Origin of the sequence: Streptococcus parasanguinis (assembly GCF_009717775.1) — a bacterium.
Classification (GTDB): Bacteria; Bacillota; Bacilli; order Lactobacillales; family Streptococcaceae; genus Streptococcus; species Streptococcus parasanguinis_AG.
In genome coordinates this window covers 34,721-49,093 of sequence record NZ_WMZF01000007.1, presented here as the reverse complement: position 1 = coordinate 49,093, position 14,373 = coordinate 34,721, and the positions used below count along the sequence as shown (strand labels likewise).

Genomic DNA, 14,373 nt, shown 5'->3' with positions numbered 1-14,373 from the left:
GACATATGGTCCTATATACTGGAGCAACTGTTGAAGAAGCGATTCAAAAAGGTCTGAACGATTTAGATATTCCTCGTATGAAGGCACATATTACGGTTGTAGCGCGTGAAAAGAAAGGTTTTCTTGGCTTGTTTGGGAAAAAACCAGCCCAAGTAGAGATTGAGCCCATTGCAGAAACAACTGTTGTAAAAGCCAATCAAAAAGCTGTCAAAGGTGTCCCAGATGAGATCAATGCGCAAAATGAACCGGTTAAGACTGTGAGCGAAGCAACGGTCGATCTCGGACGTGTCGTTGCAGCGATCAAAAAGGTCGAAGAAGAAGGAGAAGTTGTCTCTGAAGAAATCAAGACAGAAATCCTGAAACATGACAAAGAAGCAGATACCGTTCTTGAAGAAAAAGGGCATGAACATATCCTTGAAAAAGTCAAAGAACCAGCGGCAAAAGAATCAAGCGAGTCTGATTTCTCAAACCTTGGTATCGAGGTAGAGGAAAACTACAACATCGAAGAAGTCGTAGATGATGTGACAGCCTATGTTCAAACAGTGGTCGATGAAATGGATGTGGATGCGACCATCTCAAGCAGTCACAACCGCCGTACGGTCAATATGCAAATTGATACCAATGAGCCAGGACGTGTCATTGGTTACCACGGAAAAGTCTTGAAGGCTCTTCAACTATTGGCACAAAATTACCTCTATAATCGCTACTCAAAGAATTTTTACATTACCATTAATGTCAATGACTATGTAGAACACCGGGCAGAAGTTCTTCAAAGCTATGCTCAGAAGTTGGCAACACGTGCCCTCGAAGATGGGCAAGCCCAACAGACAGATCCGATGTCAAACAGTGAACGCAAAATCATTCACCGGATCGTCTCTAAGATGGAAGGAGTCACTAGCTACTCTGAAGGGGAAGAACCAAACCGTTATGTAGTTGTCGACATCGAAGGATAATCTAGCTATTATTTCCCATAAGGGAGAGACGGGATTGAGCCGATCTCTCCTTTTTTAGGTTTAGAAAGGAAGCAGATGGCATTTACAGCGATTCGAGAGTTTTTAAAGTTTCAAGGAATCCACTACCAGGCCCCAGCAAAGGCAGGGGTGCTAGCCTCGGAGATGGAGCAGTATCGTGCCCTAGCTCAGGCGGCTCGTAAGGAATTCACTGATTTAGTCTCAGCCTTTCAGAAGCGTCACCCCTATTTGGAGCAAGATCGGACTAGCCAATGGATGAACCAGGCTCAGGTCTTGCGGCCTCATTTTTGGGCCTATCTAAAAGGAGAAGGGACGATGGCAGAGCCCATGTTTGCCTTGAGACTTTATGGGGATGCAGTTGATTTTGGAGTTTCCTTAGAGGTGAGTTTTATCGAGCGAAAAAAAGATGAGCAGAGCCTTCAAAAGCAACACATGGTTCTCACCCTTCCTATCTCTCAGCCAGTTTATTATTTCGCCCAGAAAAATGGGGAGAGTCAAAGGGTAGAAGGAACAGAAAAGAATCGCCATGATCTGTTACAAGCAGTAGCAGAAGGGGCGGTTCGTAAGGTCCTCGTCAAATACGATGTTTCTCTAGTTGAGGAAGGTTCTCTTGAGGATATCCTGGATCAGTTGCAAGAGGCGCTGGTGGCGCTGGAACCCTATTACTTGGCAACCCGTCAGGTGTAGAAAAGTTTTCTCCGACCTGTATTTGCAACAATTTTGCCATAGCTATTGACAAATAGAGTCGAATCCGATAGAATAGTAAAGTATGTTTAGTAACTGATCACAACTAGCCGGCTAAACGAATACAAAATCTATGAGGAGGTATTCATCGTGAAACGTACTTATCAACCAAGTAAACTTCGTCGTGCGCGCAAACATGGTTTCCGTCACCGTATGGCAACTAAAAACGGTCGTCGCGTATTGGCAGCTCGTCGTCGTAAAGGACGCAAAGTTTTGGCTGCCTAATTCAGATAAAAACCTAAAAACCAGTAGAAACTCGAGACTACTGGTTTTTGTTTTGTCCGAAAGTGAATTTAGAGTCGCTTTCTGCTATAATAGAAAGAAGAAAAACTCGGAAGAAAAGGAAGATCATGCAGATTTTTGATACCCACACCCATCTCAATGTGGAAGAATTCGCAGGAAAAGAACAAGAAGAGCTCGACTTGGCCAAGGAAATGGGTGTTGTAGCCCACAATATCGTTGGTTTTGACAAACCGACGATTGAGCGAGGAATAGCCTTGGCAGACCAGTACCCAGAACTCTATCTCACGCTTGGTTGGCACCCCACTGAGGCAGGCGATTATACTCCTGAAGTGGAGGCCTATTTACTTGAACAGCTAAAACATCCCAAAGTCGTCGCACTCGGAGAAATCGGTCTCGATTACCACTGGATGACGGCACCGAAAGACGTCCAAGAAAAGGTTTTTCGTCGTCAGATTCAATTGTCTAAAGACTTGGACCTCCCCTTTGTGGTGCACACACGCGATGCTTTAGAAGATACTTATGCCATCATCAAGAGTGAAGGAGTCGGTTCTCGCGGTGGGATCATGCATTCTTTCTCAGGAAGTTTAGAAGAAGCGAAACGCTTCATGGATCTGGGGATGATGATTTCCTTTTCTGGAGTGGTCACTTTTAAGAAAGCCACAGATGTCCAAGAAGCGGCAGCTGGCCTTCCGTTAGACAAGATCTTGGTTGAAACAGATGCTCCTTACCTGGCACCAGTTCCCAAACGTGGTCGAGAAAATAAAACAGCCTACACTCGTTATGTGGTAGATTTTATTGCAGAACTACGTGGCTTAACAACAGAAGAAGTGGCTCAGGCAACCTATGACAATGCAAGAAAGGTATTTGGCCTTGACTGAGAAAAGAAAAATACCGGAAGTGATTATCGTGGAGGGCAAGGATGACACAGCCAATCTCCGTCGTTTTTATGAGGTGGATACCTATGAAACGCGAGGCTCTGCGATCGATCAAGATGACTTGGAACGAATTGCTACCTTGCAAGAGTTGCGTGGGGTCATTGTCTTTACCGATCCAGACTATAATGGTGAGCGAATTCGCAAGATCATTATGCAAGAGGTGCCCCAGGCCAAACATGCCTTTTTAAATCGTGGTGAAGCAGTCCCCAAATCCAAGACCAAGGGGCGTTCTCTTGGAGTAGAACATGCCAGCTTTGAAGACTTAGAAAAAGCCCTAGCTGGACTGGTCGGGTCTTACGAAGATGAAAATTTCTTTGATATCACAAAGACTGACTTGATGCGGCTTGGACTTTTGATGGGAAGCGATAGTCGCAAACGGCGGGAATATCTAGGAGAAGCCTTGCGCATCGGCTACTGCAATGGCAAGCAATTGATCAAACGCTTGGAATTGTTTGGAATTAGTTTGGCCCAAGTCGAAGAGGCGATGGCTAGTTATTAAGACGGAAGTAGAGGGGATTCTTTACCTCTAAACTGATTAGAAAAGAGAAAAAATGAGAATTGCAGATTATAGCGTGACCAAGGCAGTGCTGGAGCGTCACGGTTTTACCTTTAAAAAATCCTTCGGTCAGAACTTCTTGACCGATACCAACATCCTTCAAAAAATTGTGGATACGGCTGAGATTGATAAGCAGGTCAATGTCATCGAAATCGGTCCAGGAATTGGAGCTCTCACTGAGTTTTTGGCGGAAAATGCGGCAGAAGTCATGGCCTTTGAGATCGATGACCGCTTGGTTCCTATTTTGGCGGATACCTTACGGGATTTTGACAATGTAACGGTTGTCAACCAAGACATCCTCAAGGTAGACCTCAACCAGTACATCGCAGAGTTTAAAAACCCAGACCTTCCGATTAAGGTAGTGGCTAACCTTCCTTACTACATTACGACTCCCATCCTCATGCACTTGATCGAATCCAAGATTCCTTTCCAAGAATTTGTGGTCATGATGCAAAAAGAGGTGGCAGACCGCATCTCAGCTGAGCCCAACACCAAAGCTTATGGTTCGTTATCCATTGCTGTCCAATACTATATGACTGCTAAGGTAGCCTTTATTGTACCTCGCACCGTCTTTGTGCCAGCACCAAACGTCGACTCTGCCATCCTCAAGATGGTCCGTCGCGAAGAGCCAGCAGTAACCGTCAAGGATGAAGATTTCTTCTTCTCTGTCAGCAAGGCTAGCTTTGTCCACCGCCGCAAAACACTTTGGAACAACTTGACTAGTCGCTTCGGCAAGACCGAAGAAATCAAAGCCAAGCTGGAAGCAGGAATCCAAACTGCAGGCCTGCAACCTTCTGTACGAGGAGAAGCTCTGAGCTTAGAAGACTTCGCCCGCCTAGCAGATGGCCTTCTAGATGCGGGAATAAAATAACAGAAAAGACATGAGCTTCATAGCTCATGTCTTGTTTGTTGTAGAAGGAAAGGACGGGATTTGAACCCGCGCGTGAATAAAAATCCACTTGCCGGATTTCGAGTCCGGTGCCGTACCGAGCTGGGCCACCTTTCCAAGATGCGGAGAAAGGGATTTGAACCCTCACGCCCGAAGGGGCACATGCGCCTGAAGCATGCGTGTCTGCCGTTCCACCACCTCCGCATAGTTCTATTATACACTTTTTAGGAAAAATGCCAAGGAAAAAAAGGAAGGTGCCCTTTCCCGAATTCTGCTAAAAGACAAGTCATAACAGATACTCCGTCTTCTGTTTCTATCCATTTAAAAAACGAACCTATTCGTTTCTAAAAGCGTCCGGAGAGGTTCACTTTTCGTTTTTTCTTATTGAGCAATCCAGCCTTATTTCTCATTTTTTGGTATAATAGGAGTATTAATCTCAAAGGAGTGCGATTTGCAAGGAACAATCGTCAAGGCCTTGGCTGGCTTCTACTACGTGGAGTCAGATGGTCACATTTACCAGACACGGGCTCGTGGAAATTTTAGAAAAAAAGGACAGACTCCTTATGTGGGGGATCAGGTGGAGTTTTCTGCTGAAGAGAATTCAGAAGGCTACATCTTGAGCATTGCCCCTCGTAAAAATAGCCTCGTACGCCCTCCTATTGTCAATATTGATCAGGCAGTAGTGATTATGTCAGCTAAGGAGCCAGATTTCAACGCCAATCTTTTAGACCGTTTTCTGGTTCTTTTGGAGCATAAGGGGATTCATCCCATTGTCTATATTTCAAAACTGGACTTGTTAGAAGATATGGAAGACATCCACTACTACCAAGGAATCTACCAGGTTATTGGCTATGATTTTGTCTTGTCGATTGAGGAACTCTTGCCCCTTTTGACCAATCAAACCACGGTCTTTATGGGGCAGACTGGTGTAGGAAAATCGACCTTGCTCAATAAAATCGCTCCGGATCTGGAGCTTGAAACGGGTGAGATTTCAGATAGTCTGGGGCGCGGTCGACACACGACCCGAGCTGTCAGCTTTTACCATTTAAATGGAGGAAAGATCGCAGATACGCCTGGCTTCTCCTCCCTTGATTATGAAGTGACAACCAGTGAAGATTTAAATCAAGCCTTCCCAGAGATCGCCGATGTGAGCCACTCTTGTAAATTTCGTACCTGTACCCACACGCATGAGCCAGCTTGTGCGGTGAAACCAGCCGTTGAAAGAGAGGAAATTGCACCTTTCCGTTATGAGGATTACTTGCAATTTCTAAGTGAGATTGAAAACCGTCGCGAAACCTATAAAAAAGTTTCGAAAAAAATGCCAAAATAGGAGACACTACAACGATGAAAACAATGAAAATTGCACCCTCAATTTTGAGTGCCGATTATGCCAATTTTGAAAGTGAATTGAAACACTTAGAAGCAGCAGGAGCTGACTATGCCCATATCGATGTCATGGATGGCCATTTTGTGCCCAATATCAGCTTTGGAGCTGGTGTCGTAGAGAGCATGCGTCCACATAGCAAGTTGGTCTTTGATTGCCACTTGATGGTCACCAATCCTGAACACCATATCGAAGAATTTGCCCGTGCAGGTGCTGACATCATCAGCATCCATGTGGAAGCTACTCCCCATATTCACGGAGCTCTTCAAAAAATTCGTCAAGCGGGTGTGAAGGCGAGTGTTGTGATCAATCCAGGGACTCCAGTAGACAGTATCAAACATGTCTTGAACTTGGTGGATCAAGTCTTGGTTATGACCGTTAATCCAGGATTCGGTGGCCAAGCCTTCTTGCCTGAAACCATGGACAAGGTGCGCGAATTAGCCGCTCTTCGTGAAGAAAAAGGCTTAGACTTTGATATCGAAGTGGATGGAGGAATTGATGGCCAAACTATTTCCCAAGCCAAAGAAGCTGGGGCCAATGTCTTTGTAGCAGGCTCTTATGTCTTTAATGGGGATGTCAATGAGCGCGTTCAAACGCTCCGAGATGCTGTAAATGGTTAAGATTGCAATACTGGCAGGAGGTGACAGCACGCTCTTGCCAAGAAATCATGACGTTTATGTAGGCGTTGATGGTGGCTGTTTGAAGTTACTGGAACAAGGTCTGCCTTTAGATATAGCTGTGGGGGATTTCGATTCCGTCTCTGAGACCGATTTGAATGAGATCCGAACCCAAGCCAAGCAGGTTGTTCAGTCCGTTCCTGAAAAGAATGATACGGATTTGGAATTGGCCTTGAAAGCAGTCTTTGAAGCCTATCCAGAGGCTGCGGTCACTGTTTACGGTGCCTTTGGTGGTCGCTTGGATCACTTTTTGTCCAATATCTTTTTGCCGACCGATCCAGACCTAGCTCCCTACATGGAGCAGATCCAATTAGTCGATGGTCAAAATCGCTTGATCTACAGACCAGCTGGTCATCACGAGATTCAGCCAGATCCAGCCATGTCTTATGTTGGTTTTATGCCTGTCGGAGAAGGTCGCTTAGAGATCACAGGAGCCAAGTATCCGCTCCATCAGGAGAATTATTTTTTGAAGGCCATGTATGGCTCCAATGAATTTTTGGATCAACCGATTCAAGTGAGTCTTGACCGTGGCTATCTTGTCATTGTTTATAGTAAAGACAGAGGTTAATATGAATATCATTCTGCTTCTGATTGGTCTGCTCAATCTGGGCCTCCTCATCTATTCCTTGCAACGGTCAGATGACACAAGACCGGCTTTACGAGAGATGCTGGAAGACCACGAGGATCATTTGACAGACCAGTTGGACTATCGTTTTGAAAAAGAAAGACAAGCAAGCCAGATTGCCAATCAGCAGTTAGAGATCGCCCTGACAGATCGCTTAACCGAGATGCGAGTGGAGATCCACCAGCAGACGACGGCTCTGCGCGCTGAGATGAATGAGCACTTTACTAAAAATCGGGACAAAACAGATGAGCGTATGCGCCAGATCCAAGAGTCCAATGAAGTGCGGCTAGAACAGATGCGCCAAACGGTAGAAGAAAAATTGGAGAAAACCTTGCAGCACCGCTTGCAGACCTCCTTTGAGACGGTTTCAAAACAATTGGAGTCGGTCAACAAAGGGCTGGGAGAAATGCAGACAGTGGCGCGGGATGTCGGAACTCTTAATAAAGTTCTCTCCAATACCAAGACGCGTGGGATTATGGGCGAATTGCAGCTGGGCCAAATTATTGAAGATATCTTGACCCCAGCCCAGTATGAGCGGGAGTTTGTCACCGTTCCTCAATCCAGTGAGCGCGTGGAATATGCTATTAAGCTTCCAGGACAAGGAGAGGAGCCAGTCTATCTGCCAATTGACTCTAAATTCCCACTGGAAGACTACTATCGTCTGGAAGAAGCTTATGAATCAGGAGAGAAAGAGGAGATCGAGCGTTACCGCAAGGCCCTTCTTGCTAGTATCAAGCGTTTTGCTAAGGATATCCAACAAAAATACCTCTTTCCACCAGCGACGACTAATTTCGGAATTCTCTTTTTGCCAACTGAAGGCCTCTATTCCGAAGTGGTTCGCAATCCAGAATTCTTCGATTGCTTGCGTCGGGACGAACAAATTTTAGTGGCTGGTCCAAGTACGCTATCAGCCCTCTTGAACTCCTTGTCTGTTGGCTTTAAAACGCTCAACATCCAAAAGAGTGCAGATGACATTAGCAAGGTGTTGGGATCGGTCAAATCAGAATTCCATAAGTTTGGAGGGATTCTGGCCAAGACTCAGCGCCATTTAAAGAATGCTTCCAATAATATTGATGATTTGCTAACCAGACGGACCAGTGCCATCGAGCGGACACTCCGCCAAATCGAAAGCGATGAGGACCTGCTGGGACTAGATGTATATATAGAAGATGGAGAAGATGATGGTCAAAATTAACCAAATGAAAAAAGATGAATTGTTCGAAGGATTCTATTTGATCAAGTCAGCAGAAGTGCGTCAAACGCGGGCCGGGAAAAACTACCTCGCCTTTGTCTTCCAGGATGAGACCGGTACAATCGAAGGTAAACTATGGGATGCCCAACCTCACAATGTAGAGAGCTTTACAGCTGGGCGCGTGGTCCATATGGCTGGTCGTCGGGAGGTCTACAATAATACTCCGCAAGTTAATCAATTGAATATGCGCTTGCCACAAGCAGGAGAGCCCAACAATCCAGCAGACTTCAAGGAAAAACCACCAGTAGATCCCAAGGAATTGCATGAATACCTGTCAAACATGATTTTCAAAATTGAAAATCCAGTTTGGCAACGGATTGTCCGTGCCCTCTATGAGAAATATGAGAAAGAGTTTTATAGCTATCCAGCTGCTAAAACCAACCATCATGCCTTTGAAGCAGGTCTCGCTTATCATACAGCGACCATGGTCCGCTTGGCAGATAGTATCGGCGATATCTATCCTCAGTTGAATAAGAGCTTGCTCTTTGCAGGGATTATGTTACACGATTTGGCCAAAGTGATTGAGTTGACGGGACCTGAAAATACAGAATACACTGTTCGAGGCAACCTCATCGGCCACATTGCACTGATCGATGAAGAAATCACCAAGGTCTTGCAAGACTTGAAGATTGATGATCAAAAAGAAGAAGTGATCGTCCTTCGCCATGTGATCTTGAGTCACCATGGCTTGCTCGAATACGGTAGTCCCGTTCGTCCAAAAATCATGGAAGCAGAGATTATTCATATGATCGATAATTTGGATGCGGAAATGATGATGATGACAACAGCACTTGGCTTAATTGGTCCTGGCGAGATGACCAATAAAATCTTCGCTATGGAAAATCGTTCCTTCTATAAACCGAATCTCGACTAGTAAAAACAGAGATAAATACGGGAATGATTCTGCCAAAAATAAAATAATCAGGAAAAAACGGCCTTCTGTAAATCAGAATGTTCGTTTTTTTCGCTTCTTATGGTATAATGATAGAAAAAACTACATGGTGAGAAAATGAAATTAAGAAGAAGTGAACGGATGGTCGTAATTTCTAATTACTTGATCAACCATCCCTATGAATTGACTAGCCTCAATACGTTTGCGGAAAAGTATGAGTCTGCCAAGTCTTCCATCTCAGAAGATATCGTGATTATTAAGCGGGCTTTTGAAGAGATGGAAATCGGAAATATTGAGACCATTACAGGAGCTGGTGGAGGCGTGATCTTTACACCGTCTATCTCAGATCAAGAATCCAAAGAAATCGTTGAGGATCTTTGCAAGCAACTGTCTGAAAGTGATCGTATCCTTCCTGGTGGCTACATTTACTTGTCTGATCTTTTGAGCAATCCGAAGATTTTGAATCGGATCGGACGCATCATTGCCAAAGCCTTCCGAGATAAGAAGATTGATGCTGTCATGACCGTAGCGACCAAGGGAGTTCCACTAGCCAATGCAGTAGCTAATGTCTTGAATGTTCCATTCGTCATTGTCCGTCGTGATTTGAAAATCACAGAAGGGTCAACCGTTAGTGTCAACTATGTTTCAGGCTCAAGTGGGGATCGCATTGAGAAAATGTTCCTTTCAAAACGGAGCCTAAAAGCAGGAAGCCGGGTCTTGATTGTCGATGACTTCCTTAAAGGTGGCGGAACGATTAACGGGATGGTCAGCCTCTTGTCTGAATTTGATTCTGAATTAGCAGGAGTAGCTGTCTTTGCGGATAATGCTGCAACCGACCGTGAATTCTTTGAACACAAATCCTTATTGCGCGTTACCAACATCGATGTAAAAGAAAATAAATTGAGTGTCGAAGTTGGGAATATCTTTGATTAAGAGCAGCAAAGGAGGATCAAAAAGTGAAAAGAATTTTAGATCGATTTGATAATAGCCCTTTGTGGATTCGCTTGGTGACAGTTCTGTCTCTATCCTTTATATTGGTAGCTGGTTTGTATACCGTTAAAAAGAATACGGCTGCCCAGGTAACGACAGAAATTCAACCTGCTAAAAAAACAGGTTCCCTTCCAGTGAAAAAGGAAACAAAGGAAGAAAAAGAAAAGAAGGAAGAAAAGAAAAATACAGAAGCTGCTGAAAAAGCAGTCGTTCAAATGGAAACAACCCCAAGTCAAGATTCTGTGAACGCTGCCCAAGCTGCTGTGAAGAAAGTCAAAGATGCGACTCAAAAGCAATCGCTTGATGCCCGTATCCAATACATCGCTAACTATTATGGACTGACCTATGAGAGTGACACAGCGGCAACGCAGCAGACTCAAACAGACGCTAATGCCAACGCTGGAGTAGCTGAAGCCAATGCGACAGTTCAACCACAACAGCAACAACAGTATGCTCCGGCTGCAGATGCAGGGGCAGAAGTACCTGCTGAACCTGGTCAATAATGAACTTTTTCGACTTCTTTAAAAAATAAAAAAACATCTTGCAATCAAAGTGCCGTCATGTTATAATAATAGACGGTACTTTTTACTTTTGGTCTCTCAAGAGTGTACAGGGACGTGCTGACAAATGTTGCAAAAGTACACACAGATGGTAGCTGTCACCAAGTGTACCATCACCAAAAATAAAAAATTTCACAGGAGAATGTAGATGCCTACAATTAACCAATTGGTTCGCAAACCGCGTAAATCAAAAGTAGAAAAATCTAAATCACCAGCTTTGAACGTTGGTTACAACAGTCATAAAAAAGTTCAAACAAACGTTTCTTCACCACAAAAACGTGGTGTTGCAACTCGTGTTGGAACAATGACACCTAAAAAACCTAACTCTGCCCTTCGTAAATTTGCCCGTGTACGTTTGAGCAACTTGATCGAAGTAACTGCTTATATCCCAGGTATCGGACACAACTTGCAAGAACACAGCGTGGTTCTTCTTCGTGGTGGACGTGTAAAAGACCTTCCAGGGGTACGTTACCATATCGTCCGTGGAGCACTTGATACTGCAGGTGTAAACGATCGTAAACAAGGCCGTTCTAAATACGGTACTAAAAAACCAAAAGCATAAGGAAAGGGGATAAAGAAAAATGAGTCGTAAAAACCGTGCGCCTAAACGCGATGTATTGCCAGATCCGCTTTACAATTCACAATTAGTTACTCGTCTTATCAACCGCGTTATGCTTGATGGTAAACGTGGTACAGCTGCTTCAATCGTTTACGGAGCTTTCGAACAAATTAAAGAAGCTACTGGAAACGATGCTCTTGAAGTATTCGAAACAGCTATGGAAAACATCATGCCTGTACTTGAAGTACGTGCTCGCCGTGTCGGTGGTTCTAACTACCAAGTCCCAGTTGAAGTTCGTCCAGAACGTCGTACAACACTTGGACTTCGTTGGTTGGTAACAATCGCTCGTCAACGTGGTGAACACACAATGGTTGATCGTCTTGCAAAAGAAATCTTGGATGCAGCGAACAACACTGGTGCAGCTGTTAAGAAACGTGAAGATACTCACCGTATGGCTGAAGCTAACCGTGCATTCGCACACTTCCGCTGGTAAGATCATGATGCTAGGAACGGCAAGGATGCAAAGTGAAAATAGGAAACTGACGCAGTATTCGATGAATACAAGGAAGTTTATCTTTTTCACACAGCATCCCGTTCCGGCTCAAATCGGCTAACTAACTTTAGCCCGAGTTCAATTAAGCTTCGTCAGCTCTTGAACCCAATTCAACTCTTCTTACAAGTTGGAACCAAAACTTAGCATGAAAACACTGAGAACGGGTAGGTCCTGCCTATCCGTTTTTATTAAATCATGTTATAATAGAATATAGAAATAAAAAATATAGGAGAAACAAACCTCATGGCACGCGAATTTTCACTTGAAAAAACTCGTAATATCGGTATCATGGCTCACGTCGATGCTGGTAAAACAACTACAACTGAGCGTATCCTTTACTACACTGGTAAGATTCACAAAATCGGTGAAACTCACGAAGGTGCGTCACAAATGGACTGGATGGAGCAAGAACAAGAACGTGGTATCACTATCACATCTGCCGCTACAACAGCTCAATGGAAAGACACTCGTGTAAACATCATCGACACACCAGGACACGTGGACTTCACTATCGAAGTTCAACGTTCACTCCGCGTTTTGGACGGTGCTGTAACCGTTCTTGACTCACAATCAGGTGTTGAGCCTCAAACTGAAACAGTTTGGCGTCAAGCAACTGAATACGGAGTTCCACGTATCGTATTCGCTAACAAGATGGATAAAATCGGTGCTGACTTCCTTTACTCAGTAAGCACACTTCATGACCGTCTTCAAGCAAACGCTCACCCAATTCAATTGCCAATCGGTGCTGAAGATGACTTCCGCGGAATCATTGACTTGATTAAGATGAAAGCTGAAATCTATACTAACGACCTTGGTACAGATATCCTTGAAGAAGATATTCCAGCTGAATACCTTGAACAAGCTCAAGAATACCGTGAAAAATTGGTTGAAGCAGTTGCTGAAACTGATGAAGACTTGATGATGAAATACCTTGAAGGGGAAGAAATCACTAACGAAGAATTGAAAGCTGGTATCCGTAAAGCTACAATCAACGTTGAGTTCTACCCAGTACTTTGTGGTTCTGCCTTCAAGAACAAAGGGGTTCAATTGATGTTGGATGCGGTCCTTGACTACCTTCCAAGCCCACTTGATATCCCTGCAATCAAGGGTGTAAACCCAGATACAGACGAAGAAGAAGAACGTCCAGCATCTGATGAAGAGCCATTTGCAGCTCTTGCCTTCAAGATCATGACTGACCCATTCGTAGGTCGTTTGACATTCTTCCGTGTTTACTCAGGTGTCTTGAACTCAGGTTCATATGTATTGAACACTTCTAAAGGTAAACGTGAACGTATCGGACGTATCCTTCAAATGCATGCCAACACTCGTAAAGAAATCGAAACAGTTTACTCTGGGGATATCGCTGCTGCCGTTGGTTTGAAAGATACTACAACTGGTGACTCATTGACAGATGAAAAAGCAAAAATCATCCTTGAATCAATCGAAGTTCCAGAACCAGTTATCCAATTGATGGTTGAGCCTAAATCTAAAGCAGACCAAGACAAGATGGGTATCGCCCTTCAAAAATTGGCTGAAGAAGATCCAACATTCCGCGTTGAAACAAACCCTGAAACTGGTGAAACAGTTATCTCTGGTATGGGTGAGTTGCACTTGGATGTCCTTGTTGACCGTATGAAACGTGAATTCAAGGTTGAAGCTAACGTTGGTGCTCCTCAAGTATCTTACCGTGAAACATTCCGCGCTTCTACACAAGCACGTGGATTCTTCAAACGTCAATCTGGTGGTAAAGGTCAGTTTGGTGATGTTTGGATCGAATTTACTCCAAACGAAGAAGGTAAAGGATTCGAGTTCGAAAATGCTATCGTCGGTGGTGTGGTTCCACGTGAATTCATCCCTGCAGTAGAAAAAGGACTTCAAGAATCTATGGCAAACGGTGTTCTTGCTGGTTACCCAATGGTTGACGTGAAAGCTAAGCTTTACGATGGTTCATACCACGATGTCGACTCATCTGAAACTGCCTTCAAGATCGCTGCATCTCTTGCGCTTAAAGAAGCTGCTAAGACTGCACAACCAGCTATCCTTGAACCAATGATGCTTGTAACCATCACAGTTCCTGAAGAAAACCTTGGGGATGTTATGGGTCACGTAACTGCTCGTCGTGGACGTGTAGATGGTATGGAAGCACACGGTGCAAGCCAAATCGTTCGTGCTTATGTACCACTTGCTGAAATGTTCGGTTACGCTACTGTCCTTCGTTCTGCAACTCAAGGACGTGGTACTTTCATGATGGTATTTGACCACTACGAAGATGTACCAAAATCAGTACAAGAAGAAATCATTAAAAAAGCTAAAGGTGAAGCTTAATTTACCAATGCTTAAAAACTCTTCCCACTTTGGGAAGAGTTTTTCTTTGTTCCAAAAGTGAGTACAAGTAAAATAGCGCTTTTCCTATCGATCAAGACTTTGTGAAAAACTTTAATAAAAGAGGTGGTGATCTATGATAAATCTTGCTTTTCGTTGGGAAATAGTTGCTTTTTAATGCAATAAAGTATATAATAGAGACTGTTAAAAGATGTTTGGCG

The 14,373-nt window shown here is 44.1% G+C and carries 16 protein-coding genes and 2 tRNA genes; 16 read left to right on the top strand and 2 right to left on the bottom strand.

Annotation, left to right across the window (positions count from 1 at the left end; translation table 11 throughout):
* Positions 1-5 precede the first annotated feature (5 nt).
* The 6 genes from jag to rsmA all read left to right on the top strand — a co-directional run bounded on the left by jag (position 6) and on the right by rsmA (position 4,320).
* Positions 6-953, top strand: a complete 948-nt coding sequence (gene jag / locus GMC92_RS08265) for an RNA-binding cell elongation regulator Jag/EloR (protein ID WP_049483648.1) — start codon at positions 6-8, stop codon at positions 951-953.
* A gap of 75 nt (positions 954-1,028) precedes the next feature.
* Positions 1,029-1,658: a ribonuclease P gene (locus GMC92_RS08260; RefSeq protein WP_070665669.1), complete on the top strand. Its 630-nt coding sequence runs from the start codon at positions 1,029-1,031 to the stop codon at positions 1,656-1,658.
* 147 nt (positions 1,659-1,805) lie between these two features.
* The gene (gene rpmH, locus GMC92_RS08255; protein WP_003003086.1) at positions 1,806-1,940 is read left to right on the top strand and encodes a 50S ribosomal protein L34; all 135 of its coding nucleotides are present in this window, start codon (positions 1,806-1,808) and stop codon (positions 1,938-1,940) included.
* Positions 1,941-2,065: 125 nt separating this feature from the next.
* Positions 2,066-2,836: a TatD family hydrolase gene (locus GMC92_RS08250; protein WP_023919238.1), complete on the top strand. Its 771-nt coding sequence runs from the start codon at positions 2,066-2,068 to the stop codon at positions 2,834-2,836.
* Entirely contained in the window at positions 2,808-3,392 is a 585-nt protein-coding gene (rnmV, locus tag GMC92_RS08245; protein WP_173019414.1) for a ribonuclease M5, read from the top strand. The genes GMC92_RS08250 and rnmV overlap by 29 nt, the downstream gene beginning before the upstream one ends.
* 52 nt (positions 3,393-3,444) lie before the next feature.
* Positions 3,445-4,320, top strand: coding sequence for a 16S rRNA (adenine(1518)-N(6)/adenine(1519)-N(6))-dimethyltransferase RsmA (rsmA, locus tag GMC92_RS08240; RefSeq protein WP_070665666.1), 876 nt, complete (start codon positions 3,445-3,447; stop codon positions 4,318-4,320).
* 45 nt (positions 4,321-4,365) lie between these two features.
* Here rsmA and GMC92_RS08235 read toward each other — a convergent pair.
* Together GMC92_RS08235 and GMC92_RS08230 are read right to left on the bottom strand one after the other, a co-directional pair.
* Positions 4,366-4,455 (bottom strand) — tRNA-Ser (locus GMC92_RS08235).
* Between the two features lie 4 nt (positions 4,456-4,459).
* A tRNA-Leu gene (locus GMC92_RS08230) sits at positions 4,460-4,542 on the bottom strand.
* A gap of 247 nt (positions 4,543-4,789) precedes the next feature.
* On the opposite strand from GMC92_RS08230, the gene rsgA reads away from it, so the two are divergent.
* The 10 genes from rsgA to fusA all read left to right on the top strand — a co-directional run bounded on the left by rsgA (position 4,790) and on the right by fusA (position 14,155).
* Positions 4,790-5,668, top strand: a complete 879-nt coding sequence (rsgA, locus tag GMC92_RS08225) for a ribosome small subunit-dependent GTPase A (protein WP_049474638.1) — start codon at positions 4,790-4,792, stop codon at positions 5,666-5,668.
* Positions 5,669-5,682: 14 nt separating this feature from the next.
* A complete protein-coding gene (gene rpe / locus GMC92_RS08220) occupies positions 5,683-6,342 on the top strand; it encodes a ribulose-phosphate 3-epimerase (RefSeq protein WP_155200142.1) in 660 nt (219 codons plus the stop codon).
* Positions 6,335-6,967, top strand: a complete 633-nt coding sequence (locus GMC92_RS08215; RefSeq protein ID WP_155200141.1) for a thiamine diphosphokinase — start codon at positions 6,335-6,337, stop codon at positions 6,965-6,967. The genes rpe and GMC92_RS08215 overlap by 8 nt, the downstream gene beginning before the upstream one ends.
* Position 6,968: 1 nt before the next feature.
* Complete coding sequence (locus tag GMC92_RS08210) at positions 6,969-8,219, top strand: DNA recombination protein RmuC (RefSeq protein WP_155200140.1); 1,251 nt, start codon at positions 6,969-6,971, stop codon at positions 8,217-8,219.
* A complete protein-coding gene (locus GMC92_RS08205) occupies positions 8,206-9,150 on the top strand; it encodes a 3'-5' exoribonuclease YhaM family protein (RefSeq protein ID WP_023919226.1) in 945 nt (314 codons plus the stop codon). The genes GMC92_RS08210 and GMC92_RS08205 overlap by 14 nt, the downstream gene beginning before the upstream one ends.
* A gap of 135 nt (positions 9,151-9,285) precedes the next feature.
* Positions 9,286-10,101 (top strand): pur operon repressor, encoded by an 816-nt coding sequence (purR, locus tag GMC92_RS08200; protein WP_037599408.1) that lies wholly within the window; start codon positions 9,286-9,288, stop codon positions 10,099-10,101.
* A 23-nt stretch (positions 10,102-10,124) separates the two neighbouring features.
* On the top strand, positions 10,125-10,661 hold the full coding sequence (locus tag GMC92_RS08195; RefSeq protein WP_023919222.1) for a hypothetical protein: 537 nt from the start codon (positions 10,125-10,127) through the stop codon (positions 10,659-10,661).
* Positions 10,662-10,866: 205 nt separating this feature from the next.
* Complete coding sequence (gene rpsL / locus GMC92_RS08185; protein WP_003003125.1) at positions 10,867-11,280, top strand: 30S ribosomal protein S12; 414 nt, start codon at positions 10,867-10,869, stop codon at positions 11,278-11,280.
* Between the two features lie 19 nt (positions 11,281-11,299).
* Positions 11,300-11,770, top strand: coding sequence for a 30S ribosomal protein S7 (gene rpsG / locus GMC92_RS08180; protein WP_003003105.1), 471 nt, complete (start codon positions 11,300-11,302; stop codon positions 11,768-11,770).
* Positions 11,771-12,073: 303 nt separating this feature from the next.
* Positions 12,074-14,155, top strand: coding sequence for an elongation factor G (gene fusA / locus GMC92_RS08175; RefSeq protein ID WP_003003071.1), 2,082 nt, complete (start codon positions 12,074-12,076; stop codon positions 14,153-14,155).
* Positions 14,156-14,373 lie beyond the last annotated feature (218 nt).

Excerpts from the sequence above, each read along its gene's own strand:
- jag (WP_049483648.1), top strand. The coding sequence starts at position 6 with ATGGTCCTATATACTGGAGCAACTGTTGAAGAAGCGATTCAAAAAGGT.
- GMC92_RS08260 (WP_070665669.1), top strand. The coding sequence starts at position 1,029 with ATGGCATTTACAGCGATTCGAGAGTTTTTAAAGTTTCAAGGAATCCAC.
- GMC92_RS08250 (WP_023919238.1), top strand. The coding sequence starts at position 2,066 with ATGCAGATTTTTGATACCCACACCCATCTCAATGTGGAAGAATTCGCA.
- rnmV (WP_173019414.1), top strand. The coding sequence starts at position 2,808 with ATGCAAGAAAGGTATTTGGCCTTGACTGAGAAAAGAAAAATACCGGAA.
- rsmA (WP_070665666.1), top strand. The coding sequence starts at position 3,445 with ATGAGAATTGCAGATTATAGCGTGACCAAGGCAGTGCTGGAGCGTCAC.
- rpe (WP_155200142.1), top strand. The coding sequence starts at position 5,683 with ATGAAAACAATGAAAATTGCACCCTCAATTTTGAGTGCCGATTATGCC.
- GMC92_RS08215 (WP_155200141.1), top strand. The coding sequence starts at position 6,335 with ATGGTTAAGATTGCAATACTGGCAGGAGGTGACAGCACGCTCTTGCCA.
- GMC92_RS08210 (WP_155200140.1), top strand. The coding sequence starts at position 6,969 with ATGAATATCATTCTGCTTCTGATTGGTCTGCTCAATCTGGGCCTCCTC.
- GMC92_RS08205 (WP_023919226.1), top strand. The coding sequence starts at position 8,206 with ATGGTCAAAATTAACCAAATGAAAAAAGATGAATTGTTCGAAGGATTC.
- purR (WP_037599408.1), top strand. The coding sequence starts at position 9,286 with ATGAAATTAAGAAGAAGTGAACGGATGGTCGTAATTTCTAATTACTTG.
- rpsL (WP_003003125.1), top strand. The coding sequence starts at position 10,867 with ATGCCTACAATTAACCAATTGGTTCGCAAACCGCGTAAATCAAAAGTA.
- rpsG (WP_003003105.1), top strand. The coding sequence starts at position 11,300 with ATGAGTCGTAAAAACCGTGCGCCTAAACGCGATGTATTGCCAGATCCG.
- fusA (WP_003003071.1), top strand. The coding sequence starts at position 12,074 with ATGGCACGCGAATTTTCACTTGAAAAAACTCGTAATATCGGTATCATG.